14 protein-coding genes are annotated in these 19402 nt (G+C 71.7%); 5 read left to right on the top strand and 9 right to left on the bottom strand.

The window, feature by feature from the left end:
* Positions 1-138 precede the first annotated feature (138 nt).
* The 3 genes from OHB44_RS08605 to OHB44_RS08595 all read left to right on the top strand — a co-directional run bounded on the left by OHB44_RS08605 (position 139) and on the right by OHB44_RS08595 (position 5106).
* A complete protein-coding gene (locus OHB44_RS08605) occupies positions 139-1347 on the top strand; it encodes a DUF349 domain-containing protein (RefSeq protein ID WP_238687092.1) in 1209 nt (402 codons plus the stop codon).
* Between the two features lie 557 nt (positions 1348-1904).
* Positions 1905-3497 carry a cellulase family glycosylhydrolase gene (locus OHB44_RS08600; protein WP_238687107.1) on the top strand — a complete coding sequence of 531 codons (1593 nt, stop codon included), beginning with the start codon at positions 1905-1907 and terminating at the stop codon, positions 3495-3497.
* A gap of 259 nt (positions 3498-3756) precedes the next feature.
* Positions 3757-5106: a pectate lyase family protein gene (locus tag OHB44_RS08595; protein WP_238687093.1), complete on the top strand. Its 1350-nt coding sequence runs from the start codon at positions 3757-3759 to the stop codon at positions 5104-5106.
* 48 nt (positions 5107-5154) lie between these two features.
* Here the strand turns inward: OHB44_RS08595 and miaB are convergent, their stop codons facing one another.
* Entirely contained in the window at positions 5155-6648 is a 1494-nt protein-coding gene (gene miaB / locus OHB44_RS08590; protein WP_266303352.1) for a tRNA (N6-isopentenyl adenosine(37)-C2)-methylthiotransferase MiaB, read from the bottom strand.
* 221 nt (positions 6649-6869) lie between these two features.
* On the opposite strand from miaB, the gene OHB44_RS08585 reads away from it, so the two are divergent.
* Entirely contained in the window at positions 6870-7778 is a 909-nt protein-coding gene (locus tag OHB44_RS08585; protein WP_238687094.1) for an alpha/beta fold hydrolase, read from the top strand.
* Positions 7779-7881: 103 nt separating this feature from the next.
* Here the strand turns inward: OHB44_RS08585 and fxsT are convergent, their stop codons facing one another.
* From fxsT to OHB44_RS08555, 6 genes are read right to left on the bottom strand one after another with little or no spacing between them, the layout of a single operon-like run.
* Entirely contained in the window at positions 7882-11751 is a 3870-nt protein-coding gene (gene fxsT, locus OHB44_RS08580) for an FxSxx-COOH system tetratricopeptide repeat protein (protein WP_266303353.1), read from the bottom strand.
* Entirely contained in the window at positions 11748-13010 is a 1263-nt protein-coding gene (locus OHB44_RS08575; protein ID WP_238687096.1) for a TIR-like protein FxsC, read from the bottom strand. Before OHB44_RS08575 ends, fxsT begins: the two co-directional genes overlap by 4 nt.
* Positions 13007-13666: a TIR-like protein FxsC gene (locus tag OHB44_RS08570; RefSeq protein ID WP_210785994.1), complete on the bottom strand. Its 660-nt coding sequence runs from the start codon at positions 13664-13666 to the stop codon at positions 13007-13009. The genes OHB44_RS08575 and OHB44_RS08570 overlap by 4 nt, the downstream gene beginning before the upstream one ends.
* 52 nt (positions 13667-13718) lie before the next feature.
* Positions 13719-14543: an aminoglycoside N(3)-acetyltransferase gene (locus OHB44_RS08565; RefSeq protein WP_330440240.1), complete on the bottom strand. Its 825-nt coding sequence runs from the start codon at positions 14541-14543 to the stop codon at positions 13719-13721.
* Positions 14527-16836 carry an FxsB family cyclophane-forming radical SAM/SPASM peptide maturase gene (locus OHB44_RS08560; RefSeq protein ID WP_330440239.1) on the bottom strand — a complete coding sequence of 770 codons (2310 nt, stop codon included), beginning with the start codon at positions 16834-16836 and terminating at the stop codon, positions 14527-14529. Before OHB44_RS08560 ends, OHB44_RS08565 begins: the two co-directional genes overlap by 17 nt.
* Before the next feature lie 30 nt (positions 16837-16866).
* The gene (locus tag OHB44_RS08555) at positions 16867-17055 is read right to left on the bottom strand and encodes a hypothetical protein (protein WP_238687099.1); all 189 of its coding nucleotides are present in this window, start codon (positions 17053-17055) and stop codon (positions 16867-16869) included.
* 163 nt (positions 17056-17218) lie between these two features.
* On the opposite strand from OHB44_RS08555, the gene OHB44_RS08550 reads away from it, so the two are divergent.
* Positions 17219-17467: a DUF2277 family protein gene (locus tag OHB44_RS08550; RefSeq protein ID WP_330440238.1), complete on the top strand. Its 249-nt coding sequence runs from the start codon at positions 17219-17221 to the stop codon at positions 17465-17467.
* A gap of 48 nt (positions 17468-17515) precedes the next feature.
* Here OHB44_RS08550 and OHB44_RS08545 read toward each other — a convergent pair whose 3' ends face one another.
* A complete protein-coding gene (locus OHB44_RS08545; RefSeq protein WP_091400520.1) occupies positions 17516-17995 on the bottom strand; it encodes a hypothetical protein in 480 nt (159 codons plus the stop codon).
* Positions 17996-18225: 230 nt separating this feature from the next.
* On the bottom strand, positions 18226-19215 hold the full coding sequence (selD, locus tag OHB44_RS08540; RefSeq protein WP_238687101.1) for a selenide, water dikinase SelD: 990 nt from the start codon (positions 19213-19215) through the stop codon (positions 18226-18228).
* Positions 19216-19402: the final 187 nt, after the last annotated feature.

The raw sequence follows: 19402 nt of genomic DNA, 5'->3' as shown, positions 1-19402 counted from the left end.
ACACCGTATGGTCACGGTCGGCGATAGGCGCTCGACGCGGACCGGGTCGGACCTGTGACAATGCCGGAAGCAACTTGGCTGCGCCGTGGCGGCGACGGGGGATCGATCCCTCGACGCCGGGAGAACGAGGATGGGTACATGAGCGACTGGACTGCCTTCGGACGGGTGGACGCGGACGGCACCGTGTACGTCAAGACCACCGAGGGAGAGCGGGTGGTCGGATCCTGGCAGGCGGGAGCACCGGAGGAGGGCCTGGCACACTTCGCCCGTCGCTTCGCCGACCTGGTGACCGAGGTGGACCTGACCGAGGCGCGACTCAAGTCGGGTGCGGCGGACGCCGGGCACTCCTTGAGCACGATCCGGCGGATCCGTGCCACGCTGCCCGAGGCCAACGTGGTCGGCGACATCGACGCGCTGGCCACCCGCCTGGACAAGCTGGCGACCCTCGCCGAGGAGAAGGCCGGCGAGGCGCGCGCCGCCCGGGACGCCGCTCGCGGCGAGGCCCTGGCCCGCAAGACCGCGCTGGTCGAGGAGGCCGAGAAGCTGGCCGCCGAATCCACCGGGTGGAAGACCGCCGGGGACCGGCTCAAGGAGATCCTCGACGAGTGGAAGACCATCCGCGGGGTCGACAAGAAGGCCGACGGTGAGCTGTGGAAGCGGTTCGCCGCCGCCCGGGACGGCTTCACCCGCCGCCGCGGCGCCCACTTCGCGTCCCTGGACTCGCAGCGCAAGCAGGCCCAGACCGCCAAGGAGGAGTTGGTCGCCGAAGCGGAGAAGCTCTCCGACTCCACCGACTGGGCCGCCACCGCCAACCAGCTCAAGGACCTGATGACCCAGTGGAAGGCCGCTCCGCGCGCCTCCAAGGAGGCCGAGCAGAAGCTCTGGGAACGGTTCCGGGGTGCGCAGGACGCCTTCTTCAGCCGGCGCAGCGAGGTCTTCTCCGCACGGGACAACGAGCAGCGCGGCAACCTGGAGCGCAAGCAGGCCCTGATCGCCGAGGCCGAGGCGTTGGACATCGACGCCGACCCGAAGGGCGCCCAGGCCAAGCTGCGGGAGATCCAGGCCCAGTGGCACGAGGCCGGCCGGGTGCCCCGCGAGGCAGCCGCCGGGCTGGAACGCCGACTGCGCGTCATCGACGACAAGGTCCGTGACGTGATGGACTCGGCGTGGCGCCGCACCACCAAGGAGGACAACCCGCTGCTCGCCCAGATGCGGGCGCAGGTGGCGGAGGCCGAGGACCGGCTGGCCCGGGCGCAGAGCGCCGGGGACGCACGCCGGATCAAGGAGGCTGAGCAGGCCCTCGCCTCCAAGCGGCAGTTCCTCCAACTCGCCGAGCAGGCCGGCTGAGCTGACGACGTCCGGAGCCCCCGGTCCCCCAGCGGGACCGGGGGCTCCCGCGTGTCCGCCCCTGATGGTGGGCGGCTCTCGACGACCAGCAGGGGGTGCTGGGGGATCGGGAGCCGGGTTCGGCGCATCCGCGCCCACCAAGGTCATGCTCGATCCAGGATGTAGTGGCCACCTGGTGCCGGGAAACCACTACATCCAGGTTGGAGCACGATCATGTGCGGGGGAGCGCGTTGGGAACGGACGCGCGGCGCGGGCAGCGCCACTCCACACCACGCCAGGCCGGGCGGTACGGGCGGGCGGTGTGAGCGGGCAGGTTGACGCATTGACGTGGGCTGATCAGAATGAGCGACGGAGCCAGGTAGGGCCACCGGCGCGAGGGCGACGAAGGCGGAACATCCGCCGTCGAGGGCCGCCGGTGAGCTTCCGCGAGTGACCACGTCCGCGTGACATGGGCCGTCGTGTGCTGTCCGCGTACCCCTTGGGGGACCGCGACGTGCCGACGGCCGCCCGCCGGCGTCGTTCCTGGACGGCGTCGGACCTCCGAAGTGGAGCTCGAATTGTTCCGTCCTCAAGCTCTCGGCGGCGCGCTCACCGCGCTCGTCACCGTCGCGGCCGGCGTGTTCCTCGCCGCCGCCGTCAGCACCAGCCCGGCCGTCGCCGCCGGCACCGGTACGGGTTATCTGCGTACCAGTGGCAACCAGATCGTGGACAGCACCGGTACGACGGTCCGGTTGACCGGCATCAACTGGTTCGGCATGGAGACCGACAACAAGACCTTCCACGGGCTGTGGTCGAACAACCCGTGGCGGGGACAGCTCGACACGATGGCCCGGCTGGGTTACAACACGTTGCGGGTGCCGTACTCGAACGACGCGCTGAAGCCGGGTGCGACCGCCAGTGGGATCAACGACTTCGTCAACCCGGACCTGATCGGGTTGTCGCCGTTGCAGATCCTGGACAAGGTGATCGACTACGCCGGCAGCAAGGGCATGCGGATCATCCTGGACCGGCACCGGCCGACGGCGGCCGGGCAGTCGCCACTCTGGTACACGTCGACGGTTTCCGAGGCGACCTGGATCAACGACTGGAAGATGCTCGCCCAGCGGTACGCGGGCAACCCGACGGTGATCGGCGCCGACCTGCACAACGAGCCGCACGCGGAGGGCACCAACCCGGCGGCCACCGGCGCGTGCTGGGGCTGTGGCGACACCACCCGGGACTGGCGGCTCGCCGCCGAACGGGCCGGGAACGCCATCCTCGGCGTCCAGCCCAACTGGTTGATCTTCGTGGAGGGGGTGAGCTGCCCGAGCGGTGGCCTCTCCAACGTCTGGGACGGCGACACCAGCAACGACGAGGACTGCGGTTGGTGGGGCGGCAACCTGTCGAAGGCGGGTCAGTTCCCGGTCCGGCTGAGCGTGGCGAACCGGTTGGTCTACTCGCCGCACGAGTACGCCACCTCGGTGTACCGGCAGACCTGGTTCGACGCCCCGGACTACCCGGCGAACATGCCGGCCATCTGGGACAAGTACTTCGGTTACCTCTACAAGCAGAACATCGCCCCGATCATGATGGGTGAGTTCGGCAGCACACTGGTCGACCCGAAGGACAAGGTGTGGCTGGAGAAGCTGATGGCGTACACCGGGACCGGGGTGACCGGGATGTCCTTCACCTACTGGTCGTGGAATCCCAACTCGGGTGACACCGGCGGGATCGCGCTCGACGACTGGACGAACGTCAACACCGCCAAGCAGGCGATCCTCCAGCCGTACCTGATCGCGCCGTCCGGTGGCGGCACCGGTGAGCCGACGGATCCGCCGACGGATCCGCCGACGGACCCACCGACCGGCGCCTGCACGGCCACCTACCGGCAGGTCAACGCCTGGCAGGGCGGCTTCCAGGGCGAGTTGACAGTGAAGAACACCGGCTCGGGCGCTGTGAACCCGTGGTCGGTCGCCTGGAGTTGGCCCTCCGGGGTGACGTTGGGCAGTGGCTGGAACGCCACCGTCACGCAGTCCGGTACGACGGTCACCGCGGCGGCTCCGAGCCATGCCCCGTCCCTGCCGGCGGGCGGGTCGGTGACGGTGGGCTTCACCGCCAACGGCACGGCCAGCGCGCCGGGCACCGTGAAACTCAGCGGCACCGGCTGCTGATCCACCGGGACGGCCGGTGCGCAGCGCACCGGCCGTCCCGGCAGCAGCGCACCGGCCGTCCCGGCCATTTACATTCAGATACTTCTATGTTCTTATCGGGAAAGCGCTTGCCTCTTCGTTGGCGGGCGCGAGCGCGGGAGCCGCTTTCCTTCACGAACCTGCACTGGCGGGCCCGAGGACCACTGGTCCCGGCCGAGACTCGCCGCCCACGGGCATGGGCGTCGCGACACCTCCGTCCGCCTTCTCGAAAGGAAGCAGCATGCGCACAGGACGGCGTCGAATGACGCTGATCGCCACCACTGCCGCAGCCACCGCCACCCTGGTCAGCGCTGCGCTGTTGACCTCCGTGTCCGCCCAGGCGGCCGCCGGCTGCCAGGTGGCCTACTCGGTCGCCAGCCAGTGGCCGGGCGGGTTCACCGGCAACGTCACTGTCACCAACCTCGGCGACCCGGTCTCCGGGTGGACACTGCGCTGGTCGTACGGGGCCGGTCAGCAGGTCAGCCAGGCGTGGGGCGCCACCGCCTCGCAGAGCGGCAGCCAGGTCTCCGCGACAAACGTCGACTACAACGGCAACCTGGCGACAAACGCCAGCGCCACGTTCGGCTTCAACGCGAGCTGGAACAGCTCCAGCAACCCGGCTCCGAGCAGCTTCAGCCTGAACGACGTCGCCTGCACCGGCAGCACCACACCGACCACCCCACCGCCGACCGACCCGCCACCGTCGAGCACTCCCCCGCCCAGCACGCAGCCGCCGTCGACACTTGTCGGCTGGGCCACCCAGAACGGCGGCACCACCGGTGGCGGCAACGCCGCCACCACCACCGTCACCACCGCCTCGGCCCTGACCAGCGCACTGAACGCGACAGGCGCCGCGGTGATCCGGGTGTCCGGAACGATCACCTGCTCGGGCATGCTGCGGGTCCGGTCCAACAAGACCATCCTCGGCAACTACGGCGCGACCATCGCCGGCTGCGGGCTCAACGTCAGCGGTGACCGCAACGTGATCATCCGCAACCTGACCTTCCGCAGCTGGAACGACGACGCGATCAATGTGCAGGAGTCGGCCACCAACATCTGGATCGACCACAACAGCTTCAGCAACGGGTACGACGGGGCCGTCGACATCAAGCGCGGCTCGGACTTCGTCACCGTCTCGTGGAACCGGGTCTTCAGCCACGACAAGACAATGCTGCTCGGCCACAGCGACGACAACGCCAGCCAGGACGTCGGTCACCTGCGGGTGAGCTACCACCACAACTGGTTCGACGGCAGCAACCAGCGCAACCCCCGGGTGCGCTTCGGCAACCCGGTGCACGTGTACAACAACTACTACCGGGCCAACGGCGGCTACGGCGTGGCGTCCACGGAGAACGCCGGGGTGCTCGTCGAGGGCAACTACTTCGAGAACGTCGACGACCCGTACCACCGTGGCGAGGGGGACTCGGGGCCCGGCAACCTGGTCGCCCGCAACAACCACTTCGTCAACTCGCCCACCGGCCAGGCCGGCGGCAGCGTGGCCAGCATCCCGTACTCCTACCAACTGGACACCGCGAGCAACGTCAAGTCCATCGTGACGGCGGGCGCCGGCGCCGGCCGGATCACCGTCTGACTCGACCCTTCACGGAAGGGCCCCTCGTCCAGGGGCCCTTCCGTGCGGTCAGTGGGTGGCGCAGCCAGCGGCGGGGGCGGCCACGACCGGCGGTGCGCCGATCGTCGGCAGACCGAGCAACACCCCGGGGGTACGCGGGGAGCGACCCGCCTCGGCCGCGTCGCCGGCGCGGGTGCGACGGTGCGCCACCGGCGGTCCGTCGGCGTTCAGGTGGTGCGGGGCGGCGTACGTGACAGTGGTGTGCACGATGTCGCCCGGCCGGATCTGACCGGCGAGGGACTCCCCGTCGGCGGTCTCGGTCGCGAAGTGCACCAGTCGACCGTCGCGCGCCCGACCGGACATCCGGCCGGTCCGCTCGTCCTTGCGGCCCTCACCGACGGCGACCAGCACCTCGACGGTCTCACCGACGAGGCGCTTGTTCTCCGCCCAGGTGATGTCCTCGACGCAGGCGATCAACCGCTCGTAGCGTTCCTGCACGACCTGCTTGGGCAGCTGATCGCCCATTGTCGCGGCAGGGGTGCCGGGCCGCTTCGAGTACTGGAAGGTGAAGGCCGAGGAGAACCGGGCCTCCCGGACCACGTCCAGGGTGCGCTGGAAGTCGGCCTCGGTCTCACCGGGGAAGCCGACGATGATGTCGGTGGTGATCGCCGCGTCCGGCATCGCCGCGCGGACCTTCTCGATGATCCCCAGGTAGCGCTCGGAGCGGTAGGACCGGCGCATCGCCCGGAGCACGTCGTCGGAGCCGGACTGCAACGGCATGTGCAGCGAGTGGCAGACGTTCGGCGTCTCGGCCATGGCGGCGATCACGTCGTCGGTGAAGTCCTTCGGGTGCGGGCTGGTGAAGCGCACGCGCTCCAACCCGTCGATGTCGCCGCAGGCCCGCAGCAGCTTGCCGAACGCGAACCGGTCGCCGAACTCCACGCCGTACGAGTTGACGTTCTGCCCGAGCAGGGTCACCTCCAGCACGCCCTCGTCGACCAGGGCGCGCACCTCGGAGAGGATGTCGCCGGGGCGCCGGTCCTTCTCCTTGCCGCGCAGCGCCGGCACGATGCAGAACGTGCAGGTGTTGTTGCACCCCACCGAGATCGACACCCAGCCGGCGTACGTGGACTCGCGGCGGGTGGGCAGCGTGGACGGGAAGACGTCGAGCGACTCCAGGATCTCCACCTCGGCGGCGGCGTTGTGCCGGGCCCGCTCCAACAGCACCGGCAACGCGCCGATGTTGTGGGTGCCGAAGACCACGTCCACCCAGGGGGCCTTGCGGACGATGTCGCCCCGATCCTTCTGAGCGAGGCAGCCGCCGACCGCGATCTGCATCCCGGGATGCTTGTCCTTCACCGGGCGCAGACGACCGAGGTTGCCGTAGAGCCGGTTGTCCGCGTTCTCTCGCACCGCGCAGGTGTTGAAGACGACGATGTCCGGGGTGTCGTCGGTCGGCACCGCGCGCACGTAGCCGGCCTGTTCGAGCAGGCCGGAGATCCGCTCAGAATCGTGCACGTTCATCTGGCAGCCGTACGTCACGACGTTGTAGGTCCTAGCCACCCTCTTGGTGCCCCTTCCCCTCGGGCTACCAGGGTAGCGGCCCGTTCGGGTGGCCCAACCCACCGGCATTGACCCGCTGGCCCATGGCGGGCATCCACGACGGGCAGTACGCTGCACAACAAGGATGTGTTCTGGGCGATTTCGGGGGCTTTGCACTCGGTGCCGACGATGCGCCGGCTCCGTTCACGGGGGAGCACATGACGACCCGCGGGAGGCCAACCGTGACGCGACAAGATGCGACACAGCGCACCGTCACGACCCCGGACGGGCGGCGCCTCGCGGTGGAGACCTCGGGAGCGCCGGACGGGCCGGCGGTCTTCCTGCTGCACGGCACCCCGGGCAGCCGCAGCGGCCCTCGCCCCCGGGGCATCGTCGTCTACCGCCTCGGCGTGCACCTCGTCTGCTACGACCGACCCGGGTACGGCGACTCCGACCGGCACGAGGGCCGGCGGGTGGCCGACGCCGCCGCCGACGTGGCGGCGATCGCCGACGACCTCGGCATCGACAGGTTCGCGGTGGTGGGCCGATCCGGTGGCGGGCCCCACGCCCTGGCCTGCGCCGCGCTGCTGCCGGACCGGGTCACCAGGGCCGCCGTGCTGGTGGGGCTCGCCCCGGCCGGCGCACCCGATTTGGACTGGTACGCGGGCATGGCGGAATCGAACGTGGAGGACTACGGGCAGGCCGACGAGGACCTCGCCGAACTCACGCTCAATCTGAAGGTTCGTGCGGACGAGGCCCGCCGGGACCCGATGACGCTTCTGGACTTCCTCCGCCCCCAACTGCCCGACGAGGACATCCGGGTCGTCGACGACATCGCGATCCGCCGACTGCTGACCGACATGTACTCCGAGGCACTACGACACGGCCCCGAGGGTTGGATCGACGACGTGCTGGCGATCCGGCGCGGCTGGGGGTTCGACCTGGGCGCCATCCGCGCGGAGGTCCGGCTCTGGCACGGCGAACAGGACCGCTTCTCTCCCGTGGAGCACTCACACTGGCTCGCCTCGCGGATCTCGCGCGCCGAGGTGCAGGTGCAGCCCGGCGCCGCGCACTTCGGGGCGGTGGAGATCCTGCCGCAGACCCTGACCTGGCTGGCCACGCCGGACCTCGCGACCAGCCCGCGGCTCTGAGCGCCAGGCCCACAGCTCTGCGCCCGGCCCGCAGCTCTGGGCGCCCGGCCCGGCCGGGCCGGCGGGTCGGCCCGGACAGCCGGCCGCCCGCCGAACGCCCCGCTCAGATGGTGTGTGGGTCGATCACCCGGACCACGAACCGCCGTTCGCGCAGGGTCTGCACTGTGGGATGTTCCAGACCGATCACCTCGGCCAGCCGGTCCGCCACGGCGCCGACGTCCTCGGTGGCCGGGCCGTCGCCGGCCCGCCTCGCCACCAGGGCGAGATCGCCGAGGCAGCGCAGCGTGTCGGGGTGTTCCGCACCGATCACCGCGGCCAGTCGGCCGGCGGTTTCCCGCAGGCGGTCCCGCGCCGACTCCCAGTCACCCTCCTCGGCGAGACACACCGCCTGGTTGACCTCCGCCGCGAGGGTGTGCGGGTGGTCCGGCCCGAGCACCTTGCGCAACTCGCCGACCGCCCGGGACGCCGACGCGAGCGCGTCCGACCTGCGCCCGAGCGCGCGCTCCGCCGCCGAGATGTTACTCACCGTCGCCAATGCGTGCGGGTGTTCCGGGCCGAGCCGGAGCTGCTCCTCGAACGCCACCCGCACGGCGTTCATCTCGGTCAGCGCCCGAGCCGCGTCGCCGACGGCCAACAGGTTCGCCGCACGACTCGACCGGCACGCCACCGTGTCCGGGTTGTCCGCCCCGAAGCGTTCGTCGAGTTCGCGGTAGGCCGTCTCGAACATCGGCGCGGCCTCGCTGCCCCGACCGGAGCTGCGCAGGGACACCGCCAGGTTGACCTGGGCGGCGAGACTCTGGCCGTCATCCGGCCCGAGCACCTCGCAGTACGTGTCGTACACGGTGCGCAGCAGGGTGGCCGACCTTTCGTACTCGCCAGCTTCCCGCAGGTCGCTGCCGAGCCGCACGGCGGAGACGAGTGTGTAGGGATGCGTGGGGCCGAGAACCAGCCGCCGCCGCTGGTGCACCTCGTCGTCCCACCGACGGGCCGACCGGTAGTCGCCGACCAGCCGGTACGAGACGGCGAGGTTGTTGGCCGCGCTCAACGTCCGAGGGTGGTCCTCGCCGAACACCTGGAGCCAGGAGGCGTAGGTGGACCGGTCCCGTTCCAGGGCCTCGGCGTAGCGGCCGAGCGCCCGCAGGTCACCGCCGAGGCTGCCGGCGGTCATCAGACTGTGCGGGTGCAGCGGGCCCAGCAGGCGGCGTTGCTCGGCCAGCACCGCCTCGTCCAGGTCCCGTGCCTCGTTGAACCGGCCCAGACTGCGCAGGATGTTCGCCCGGTTGAACCGCAGGTGCAGCAGTTGGCGGCCCAGCGCCGACGCCTCGACCTCGTCGTGCGTGTCCCCGAGCCGGGCGCTCCAGGTGTCGTCCACCTCCTGGCTGAACGTGTCGGCCTGGTCCAGACCACCGCGCTGCCACAGATAGCGGACCCGGTCGATCAGTAGCTGACACACCGGCTCGTCCGGGCAGGTCAGCGCCTCGGAGACCTCCAGGTGCGGCCAGAGCATGCGCAGCCGGGCCCAGGTGGTCGGGTCGTCCACGTCGCCTCGGGGCCGGGACGCGGCCAGCACCAGGTGCACCTGGTGTCGGGCGGCGGTGATCTCGTCGTCGGTCATCCGGTCGCGGACCACCGCCTGCAACAGCCGGTGCACCTGGACCCGACCGCCCTGGACATCGAGTTTGAGCAGTGCCAGGCGGTTGATCTGCTGGACCAGGGCGCCGCGCACCAGCCGCTCGGAAACCGACGGGTCGAACGGCACGAGGGCCGCCGCCATCTCGTCGCTGTAGATGAGTTCGAGGGCGATCTCCGGGGCCAGCACCGAACAGAGCTGCAACAGCCGGTAGGCGGCCGGCGCCTGCTCCAGCAGCCGGTTCAATGACAGGTCCCAGGTCGCCTCCACGGAAAGGGCGCTGGGGCCGTGCCGCTCGATCTGCCGCAGGTAGTCGGCGACCGACGTGCCGGTGTCGGCGAGCCAGGCGCCCGCCGCGGCCACCGCGATCGGAAGGTCGCCGAGCGCCTCGGCCACCCGGTCGGCCTCCTCGGCGCTGATCGTGGGCACCCGCTGGGCGAGGTGCGCCACACTCTCGGTGCGGTCGAAGACGTCCACCTGGATCGGGTTCGCCCGGTCGCCCCAGGCGCGGTTGCGGGAGGTCAGCAGGACGTGCCCGGGGCCCTGCGGCAGGAAGGGCTCGATCTGGTCGAGTTCCTCGGCGTTGTCCAAGACGACGAGCCACCGCTCGTACGGCTCACCACGGCCGAGCACCTGGAGCACCGACCGGACCGTGTCGGGCAGGGTCGGCCCGACGAGGATGCCGAGGCGACCGGCGAGGTCGGCGAGGGCCGTGTCGACGAACTGCGGCGGGTCCGCCACGATCCACCAGACCACGTCGTACCCGGCCTTGAACCGGTGCACGTATTCCAGAGCCACCTGCGTCTTACCGACGCCGCCCATACCCTGCAGGGCGACCGGCAGCACCACCGCGCTGCCCCCGCTCTGCAACTGCGCGCGCAGCCTCGCCAGGTCGTCCTCCCGGCCGGTGAACCGGGCGTTTCGGTTGGGAGCGTTGAAGATCAACGGCTCGGTGCCGGGGTAACGGGCACTCCCACCCGCTGGGCCGTCCGCCGACGACGGCACCGGTCGGCCGACCAGCCGCAACACCCGCTCCACGGCGGTCGCGGCGCTCACGTTGACCAGGTTGGTGGAGCTCTGGGACGGAAACTCGGCCAGCGGGCGCAGGTCGGCGACGTACACGGCCAGGGCCGTGGAGCCGGTGCTCGTGTCCCGGTCGGGCAGGCCACCGGACGGGGTCGCCACGTAGGCCGGCGAGACCACTGTGAGCGTGCGCGGGGCCGGCGTACCGGCGGACCCGACGGCGGCCGTGGGCTCCACCACCCGCAGCCCGGCCGAGCTGAGCACCCGCTCCAGCCACTCGGCCCAGATGGCGTCCTCCGGCGCATACCGGAGCACGATCTGGTCGTCGATCGCCTCGGTGCGTCGGCGGAACCGGGCCTTGCCCCGCTCCCGCACCGACTCGTCCATCACCGGCAGCGCGGTCACCGCGCCGTCGGTGAGGATCCCGGTCAACGTCTCGAACGCGGCCAGCAGCGACGTCGGTGAGCCCGGCGGGTCGCCGAACGTCGCGAGGGTCTCCTCGTACGCGTAGAACGGCCGGTACGGGACCTCCACGGCGGCCCAGTAACGCCGCCGTTCCGCCTCGGTCATGCCGGCCGGCAACCCGGCGAACCGGCGCATGGCCAGCAGGCGACCCGCCTCGGCCCGCTCCTTCTCGGCCTGGTCGACACGCATCGGCACCGGCAGGACCCGGATGTCGCGCCGCCGGTACCGGTCCCGTACCGAGTGCGCCACCCGGGCCGCGCCGTCGATGCCCTGGTCGCTGAGGGTGAAACAGTCGACAAGGGTGTCCGGTAGGTGCAGGGTGCAGATGTCGGCGACGTCGCTCAACCCCGTCCGGCTGTCGATCAGGGTGAAGTCGTACTGGCGCTTCATGTCCGCCCGCAGCGCCTCGAAGAACTGCGCGCCGCCCAGCCGGTTGTAGAAGTTGTCCCAGTCCAGCCCGCTCACCGAGACGGCGTAGTCGCTGTTCTGCCGGCCGGCGGAGAGGAAGTCGAGGCCGCCGCCGTCGGGGAAGTTCCAGCGCAGCGAGAACGCGTGCCGCCCGACCCGGGCATACTGCTCCATCCAGCGGTCCGGCCGGTCGTTGACCCGGGTGGTCTCCCACTCGTAGTCGCGAATCATGTCGATCACACCGCTGGTGCCCTGGATCGCCTCGGCGTCGAGGAACGGGTGGAAGAAGCGGTGCAGCCCGGGCGACTCGAGGTCCCAGTCGGCGACGAGCACACGCCGGCCGCTGGCCGCCAGGATCCAGGCCACGTTGGCCAGCGCCATCGTTCGGCCCGTTCCACCCTTGAACGAGTAGAAGGTGACGACCTGGCCTTCGCGATCGTTGTTCATCGGTTTTCTCCGTGGGGACGCGGTGGGGCCGGATCATCAGGCGGGGACGCCGGGTCGGTCGAGCCGGCGGCGGGCAGGCCATCGCGCAGGCTCGGCACCGGCTCCGGCGGTGGTTCGAAGGGGACGACCGGGCCGTACTTGAGGAACTGACGGCGCGCCTCGGTGACCAGCGCGGGCATCAGGTCGACGAACTCGGGCATGTTGCACGCCCGCTTCACCTGGGGCAGGCCGGCGTCGTGCAACAGCTGCGTCACCTCGGTGGCCCAGCGGGTGGCGTCCTGACTGTCGTCGTCGTCGGTGACCACCAGCGGAACGACCCACTCCCGCAGGCCGTGCAGCATCCGGGCGAGAACGCCGGCCGCGTCCGGCGCCGCCGCGATCCACGGGTCGACCAACAGCACGGCCGGCCGCCGATCGAGCAACGCGGAGGCCTGCGCGAAGTCCTCGGTACGGGCCGACAGCCCGAGCCGCTCGGCGGTGCTGACCGCGTACTCGGCGGCGGGTAGTTGCTGGCTGCGCCCGTACGGCCGCCAGAGCCGGCCGCTGGCCGCGTAGCCGGCGGGGTCGCGATCGCTCGGCAGCCGGTCCCGGGTCGGGGCCAGGACGGCGACGACGAAGTCCGGGTCGGTCGGCGCCGGACGGACCACCTCGTCCAGGCCGGGCGCCCGGGACGGGCCCATCGGACGCCGCTCGGCGGTGTGCACGATCCGGCTCGCCAGGCGGCTCAGCATCAGCTCGTACTGGGCCCGGTAGGAGGCCAGCATGCAGAACGCGCGCAGGCCGTCCGCTGCGTACTCCGGGACGTCCCGGCCCAGGTCCAGGGCGCCGTCCAGCTCCGGGTGGGCCTCCCACGGGGGGAACGGGATCCACAGCACCGGTGTGAGATGGCCGGCGGTGATCCGGGTCGACCCGGCGGCGGCCAGCCGGGCCCGGAAGGACTCCTGCTCCCCCAGCGCCCAGGGGCGGCTGAAGTAGCCGGGCGAATAGAGCGGGACGAAGACCTCAGCGTCACCGAGCGCCTCGGCGAGGGCGGCCTTCCAGTCGGCGCCCAACGGGATGTGCTGGTCGAAGAAGCCGATCCGCATCCCGGCGACCGGTCGCGCCTGACGCCGCACCTCGTCGGTCAGGTCGGCGAAGAACTGGCCGACCCAGACGTCGGCGTCGGCCCGGGCGCCCGGCGGCGGCGCCGAGTGTGCGTAGCTCAGGAAGAAGTACGTCCCGCGGGCCCCTGGTCGGCGTCGGGCCGTCGGGGGGCTCACTCCGACTCCTCGGCGAACCGGTTGCACAGCTCGTCCACGCTCGCCGGCACCCAGGGTTCGACCAGGTACGAACGGTGGATGGCCACGATGCGTTGCGCGAGCCGCCAGACCACCGCCCGGTACGCGTTCTCCCACTGCATGGTCAGCAAGCCGTAGACCCCGTCCCGCTGGTAGTGCACCGCGATGTCGGGATCCGGCATCGCGGTCGGGGTGAAGCGCTGGATGTCGCGGAGCACCCGAGGCAGTGCCGTGCCGTTCGTCGGCGACCAGGTGACCGGCACGATCGCTGTCTCGTGGATCGAGGCCGAGCGGTGTCGCGGGGTGATCCGTCGGCGGGAGAACGCGTCCCACTCCCGGCCGCACCAGTCGCTGCCGAGCAGCGCGCTGGAGACCAGCGGAACGAAGACCTGGCAGGTGCCGGCGGCCTGGAGAAGCTCCGGGCTCCAGCGTTCACCGCCGGCGATGGAGCTGTCCAGGAAGCCGGCGTCCACTCCGGTCACCGGGCCGACCAGTTCGCTGACGTGGACGGAGAGGTCCTCGAAGAAACGGGAGACGTACTCGGCGGGTTTGCCGGTGGCCCGGCCGACCGGCGCCCGCGAATAGCTGATGAAGAAGAGTGGGGCGCGTGCTTGGGAGGGTGCGTCCACTGTGCTCACCGCTGACCCTCCGCCCTCCCCACGCGGCCGGATCATCAGCGTAGTCCCCGCGTCAACGTCGCGCCGCCAACCGGTTCGTGGTGAACCAACCAGTCGCGAAGTCGACAGCGGCCCGGGCCGGCAGCAGGCGGGCGTCGGCCCGCCCCACCCGACCGTGCCGCACCAACGGCGTGTCGTCGAGCGCGGCGCCCACCATCGGGAAGTCCCGGTCGTCCAGGTCGAGGGCCCGGAAGTCGAGGCGGACCCGCCGACCGTCGACGAGCCGGAAGCAGCGGTAGTCCCGCTCGGGCGGTGGCACCGGCAGCCGGTACTCGGCCAGGTGCAGGGCGCTGCACACCTCGTAGCCGATGCCGAGCAGCAGGATCTGCCCGTCCGCCGCGTAGAGGCCGCCGACCGGTGAGCGCTCCCCCAGGTGACAGGTGAGGTCATGGCCGTCGGTGAGCTGCCGGGCCCGCGGGCCGAGCGCGGCGAACGAGGTCTGCGGATGGTCACTGCGCACGGCGCCGGGGGTGCACCGGACGTACTCGGCGAGCGCCCCCATCCGATGGGAGGGGGTGGTCCGGCGGTCCCAGCCCGGCAGCGCCGCCTCGTACCGTTCGCGCTGCGCCCGGTCCATGCCCGCGGTGGCCGCCAGGTGGACCCGGGAGGTGGTCGAGTTGCCGTCGGTCTGGGTGGGCACCAGCAGCGTGCCGGCCGGGCCGAGGACGTCGCGCAGCGCGCCGGCGAGGGTCGCCGGGCCGTGTTCCAACGGGCCCACCCGGCGCAGGCCGCAGTGCACCAGTAGGCACACCCCCGGGCGTACGCCCAGCGCCCGCAGGTCGTCGGCGAGGCGGCGACGGCCGAGTCTGGGCGGTGGGTGCTCATCTGGACCCGACACGGGTCGCCTCCAGGGCGTGGCGCAGCTGGCCGACGAACCGCTCACCCGCAGCGGTGAGCGACCGGCTGGCCAGCAGCGCGTCGACGCCGTCCCGGGTCCACGCCAGGAAGTGGGCCGCGTGCGCCGACGCGCCCGGATCGTCGGTGACCGCCCGGGACTGCCAGACCTGGGTGACGGCAAGATGGGCGTACACCCCCTGGAGGACGCCCTCCGGTGGCCGCGGGTCGGGGCGCCACGGCACCCGGATCCGAAGGCCCTGCCCGGGTTCGACGAGGTCGTACAGGTCGAGCACCGCACCCAGCTTCGCGTGCTGCCACTCGTGCACGAGCAGCACCGCCATCGTCTCCGGATCGGGATGGGGGGTGACGGCGACCGCGCCGAACGCGTGTCGGGCGGTCGCGCTCCGCAGTGGTCGCGCCGGGTCGGGCGCCAACGGAACGACGGCACGCAGGCCGCCGTCGAGCGCTGCCGCGTGCGCCGGCACGTCCCGGTGCACCACCCGCCAGGCGGCCGCCAGGGTACGGCCGAACGCCCGCGCCGCCGGACCGTCCAGGCGGGACTCCACCGGCTGGCCGTAGCAGTCGCGGTACGGGTCACCGTCCTCAAGGAGCAACCGGTTGCCGGGCACCGACACGTCGCGGGTCGGAAACCAGCCGGTCGACGGCGGCGCCAGTGGATCGAGGAGCACCGTCTGCGCGACCGACCCGCCCCGGACCTGGAACTCGCCGGGCCGGGCTGTCACCTCGGCGCTCTCCCCGAGGCCGGGCAGCACCAGGCTGCCGAGCGTGGGCAACGTGATCCTGTCGGCCAGCACCGGGACGTGCAACGCGGCCGGGACACCGGCCCGCAGCGCCGCGGCGATGGCGATGGCCGGCAGTGGGTCGACAGCCGCGCCGAGGGTGGGCGGGGCAGACGAGTCCAGGCGATGCACCAGCCCGGGCCGGACGAAGGGGTGCGCCAGCACCGCCCGCACCGCCTCCGGCGCCGCCTGGTCGAGGTGGACGAGCAGCTCCCAGGCGGCAGTGGTGCCCGACCCGTCCCGACAGGCCGCCAGCAGCGCCCGGGTGATGGAGAGCTGGGTGTCGGCGAGCAGCGCGAGCGTCGACGCCGAGCCGTGCCCGGTCGCCAGGTCGTCCAGCAACCCGTCGACGGGCGAGGTGGTCGACCCTTCGCCCGACGCGGATGCGGTGGGCGGCGGGTAGGCGTCCGCGGTGTCGATCAGGCGGAGCAGATCGGCGCAGTACACCGAGGGGTTGTCGAAGCCGGAGCCGGTGCGCCAGCGGTGGGCGTACAGGCCGCCGCCGCACCGGTCCACCACCGGGCAGGCCCGGCAGGTCGCGCAGAGCCCTTCCACGCCGTCCTGCCGGACGGCGACCCCGGGGTGCCGCGTGACCTCGTCCACCGAGTGGTCGAAAACGTCGAAACCAGTGCCGGCCGCGCCGTGGTACGCGGTCTTCAGTGAGTCGACCTGCTCCCAAGTCCCGTCGGCCTCGATGACCAGCACATCGGCTGGTGCGAGGCCGAACGCCTCGGTGCCGCCGCCGCCCGGGCGCAGCGCCTCGAACATCCGGATCGACACCGGCCGCCCGTCGTCCACCCATCGCCGGTGAATCCGCCCCAGCCAGTCCGCGTACGGGGTGGGCGCGGACCCGGGGCGCTCCGGCGGATCGTCCCAGGTGGCGTGCGGCAGCAACAGGTCGACCCGGGGCGGGCTCTCGGCCAGCAGGGCCTCGTACACCCGGTCGGGATCGTTGCGGACGTCGATCGTGCAGAGGATGCCGGCGTAGCTGGCGCGGTGCTCCGGCTGTCGGAGCAGGGCCAGCGCCCGGCGGACGTGGTCGTGGCTGCTGCCGCCGTGGGCGAAGACCCGGTGGCGGTCGTTGGCGGCCCGGTCGCCGTCGAAGGAGACCCCGACCCGCACGTCGTACTCGACGAACAGCCGACACAGTTCCTCGTCGAGCAGCACGCCGTTGGTCTGCATGCGCAGGTCGAGTCGCGCCCACGGGGTGATCGCCCTGCGCAGCTCGGCCAACACCTCCCGTAACCCGGCGGCCCCCAGCAGCAGCGGCTCACCCCCGTGCAGCACCACGTGCACGACCGGCAACTCGTGCTCGCGGGCGTGCTCGGCGATGCGCCGTGCGGCGGCCTGGACGGTGGCCGGCGGCATCCGCGTCGGACGGCCACGCCAGGTCTGGTCTGCGTGCTGGTAGACGTAGCAGTGGTCGCAGCTGAGGTCGCACCGGCTGTGCACCTTCAACACGAACTGGCTGATCCGCCGGCAGGATCCGCCCATTCCGGGCGGACCGCACCGGCAGACCATCACTCAGATGGACGAGTTGAAGGCGGCGACGGCAACGATGCCGGACGGCACGGAGTCGTTGGTGACGACTCGGCTGCGCACCGACTCGATCAGATCGGCGTGCTCGACGGCGATCCGTTCCAGCGGAACGCGCAGGCTACGGGTGAGATCGTCTAGGTCGGGACGGGATGGGCGGGTGGGGGCATGGTCCACAATGAGTCTCCGGGGGCCCGGGTCGCTGGGAGCGCGAGCGGCGGCTGTGGCTCGAACGGCTCTGGTCCGTGACCAGGATAGACAAATATCGACCCAGTGTCACCGTCGGTACCACCGCCGGCACGGCGAGTGGCAGTCAGCGGTGGACGGAGGAGGAGCTGACATGTGCCGAAGCATCAAGACGCTGCGTGAGCCGTTCACCCCGCAGGTGACCGACGCGGACGTCGAGGCGGCAGCGTTGCAGTACGTCCGGAAGATCTCTGGCTTCCGAGCGCCCGCCGCGCACAACGCCGCCGCGTTCGACGCCGCGGTGGCCGCCGTGGCCGAGGCGACCCGCACCCTGCTCGACCAACTGGTGGTGCGGGGCGCCGGATCGGGCACCACCGACCGGTCGGCCACCACCGCCAGCTGATCGCCGCTGACCGGCACGGCACCCGGCCGGGCCTGACCCTGAAGAGGGTCAGGCCGCGGCGAGCGCCGGCGCGACGGTGTCGGGCGCCCAGCGCGAGCGGTGGCACTGCGACCAGCCCCGACAACCCGGGTCACCCAGCGAGCAGAGCCGCAGCCTGCTGAGCACCTCACCGTCCTCGGTGTCCCGCACGTCGAAGTGCACCGGACGGACAGTGCCGTCCGGAGCGACGAGCAGGTGCCGGCCCGCGTCGAGCGTGTCGTCGCGCAACAGGCAGTTGCGGCCCAGCAATCGGGCCAGTGCGGCGATGCTCGCGTGCTCGGAGAGCTGCTCGGGCACCCCGTAGCAGTCCACCACCGTCGCGAATTCGCCCGGCGCCTGCCAGACGTCACACACCACCGCGTACGCCGGCAGCCGCGCCGGGTCGGCCACCGCCAGCGGCATCACCACCCGACCAAGCGCCTCCGCCAACGCCGGGTAGACCTCCACGGGTTGAGCCCCGTCGATTCTCCAGTTCCACAGCTCGGTCATTCCGCCTCCTCGCTGCGTTCGTCCCCACCGGCCTCCGGATCGGGCCTTACACACGATGGTGGGGGGCATTTGACCCCAGCCGGGGGCAAGTTACCGGTCTGTGACCATTCCGGGCAAAATTTCCCTGAGCGGCATTGCTCCGAGTAGCGGGAAGGTGACAGTTTATCGGGTACGGTGGCCCATCCCCACCACCGCCACCGCGTGTCCTGCCGCAGGTCGACCGCCCCCGGTCAGCGCAGGACGACCCGGTGCTCGCCCTGGGGCAGCAGCTCGCCCACCACCGGAGCGCCGGGCACCTCGCCGGCGACCAGCAGGCCACCGGAGGTCTGCGCGTCGGCCAGCAGCAGCCGCTCCGCCTCGTCCGCCGCACCGAAGTCGGTCCACGGGGTCACCCACTCCAGGTTGCGCCGGCTACCGCCGCTGACGAACCCGTCGCGCAGCGCCTCCCGCGCGCCGGCCAGATAGGGCACCCGGGCGGTGTCGATGGCCACCGTGACCTGGCTGGCCCGGGCCAGCTTCGAGGCGTGCCCGAGCAGCCCGAACCCGGTCACGTCGGTGCCACACCGGATGCCGGCGGCGACCGCCGCACGGGCGGCCTCCCGATTGAGCGCGCTCATCGTGGCCACCGCCTCCGGGAAGCTCTCCCCGGTCGCCTTGTGCCGGGTGTTCAGCACACCCACCCCGAGCGGCTTGGTCAGGGACAACGGCACCCCGGCCCGCCCGGCGTCGAGGGTGATCAGCTCCTCCGGTCGGACCGTGCCGGTGACCGCGAGACCGTACTTCGGGCCGTCGTCGTCCACGCTGTGGCCGCCGGCCAGGTGACAGCCGGCCTCCCGCGCCACGTCCTGGCCGCCGCGAAGCACCTCACGAGCCAATTCCAGCGGCAACACGTCGCGCGGCCAGCAGAGCAGGTTGAGCGCCACCAGCGGGGTGCCGCCCATCGCGTACACGTCGGAGAGCGCGTTGGCCGCGGCGATCCGACCCCAGTCGTACGCGTCGTCGACCACCGGGGTGAAGAAGTCGGCGGTGCTGACCAGGCCGGTCCGCTCATCCAGGCGCACCACCGCCGCGTCGTCGCCGTGGTCCAACCCGACCAGCAACTCGGCGGTGCCGGTCGCCGGGCCGAGACCGGCCACCATGATCTCCAGCTCGCCCGGCGGGATCTTGCAGGCGCAGCCACCGCCGCGGGCGTACTTGGTCAACCGTACGGGTTCGGTCATCCACCCATGATCGCGACAGAGCGCCACGATCGCCACCGCGACCGCCCATCCGGTGACCAAAATCGGACGCCTGACAACGATCGTGACCGGTGTTACCGCTCCGTGACCCGCTGGGTTGCGTTCTGCCACATCAGGCCGCCTACAGTGGCCGCACCGGGGGTCAACCGACCCCGATCCGGGAGACGAC

It is taken from the genome of Micromonospora sp. NBC_00821 (assembly GCF_036347035.1).
Taxonomy (GTDB): domain Bacteria; phylum Actinomycetota; class Actinomycetes; order Mycobacteriales; family Micromonosporaceae; genus Micromonospora; species Micromonospora hortensis.
This window is presented reverse-complemented; position numbering and strand designations above follow the sequence as displayed.

Bases quoted from the DNA above. Each gene is read 5' to 3' on its own strand.
- selD (WP_238687101.1), bottom strand. From the start codon at position 19,215: ATGACCGAACCCGTACGGTTGACCAAGTACGCCCGCGGCGGTGGCTGC.
- OHB44_RS08550 (WP_330440238.1), top strand. From the start codon at position 17,219: ATGTGCCGAAGCATCAAGACGCTGCGTGAGCCGTTCACCCCGCAGGTG.
- OHB44_RS08560 (WP_330440239.1), bottom strand. From the start codon at position 16,836: ATGGGCGGATCCTGCCGGCGGATCAGCCAGTTCGTGTTGAAGGTGCAC.
- fxsT (WP_266303353.1), bottom strand. From the start codon at position 11,751: ATGAACAACGATCGCGAAGGCCAGGTCGTCACCTTCTACTCGTTCAAG.
- OHB44_RS08605 (WP_238687092.1), top strand. From the start codon at position 139: ATGAGCGACTGGACTGCCTTCGGACGGGTGGACGCGGACGGCACCGTG.
- OHB44_RS08545 (WP_091400520.1), bottom strand. From the start codon at position 17,995: ATGACCGAGCTGTGGAACTGGAGAATCGACGGGGCTCAACCCGTGGAG.
- OHB44_RS08595 (WP_238687093.1), top strand. From the start codon at position 3,757: ATGCGCACAGGACGGCGTCGAATGACGCTGATCGCCACCACTGCCGCA.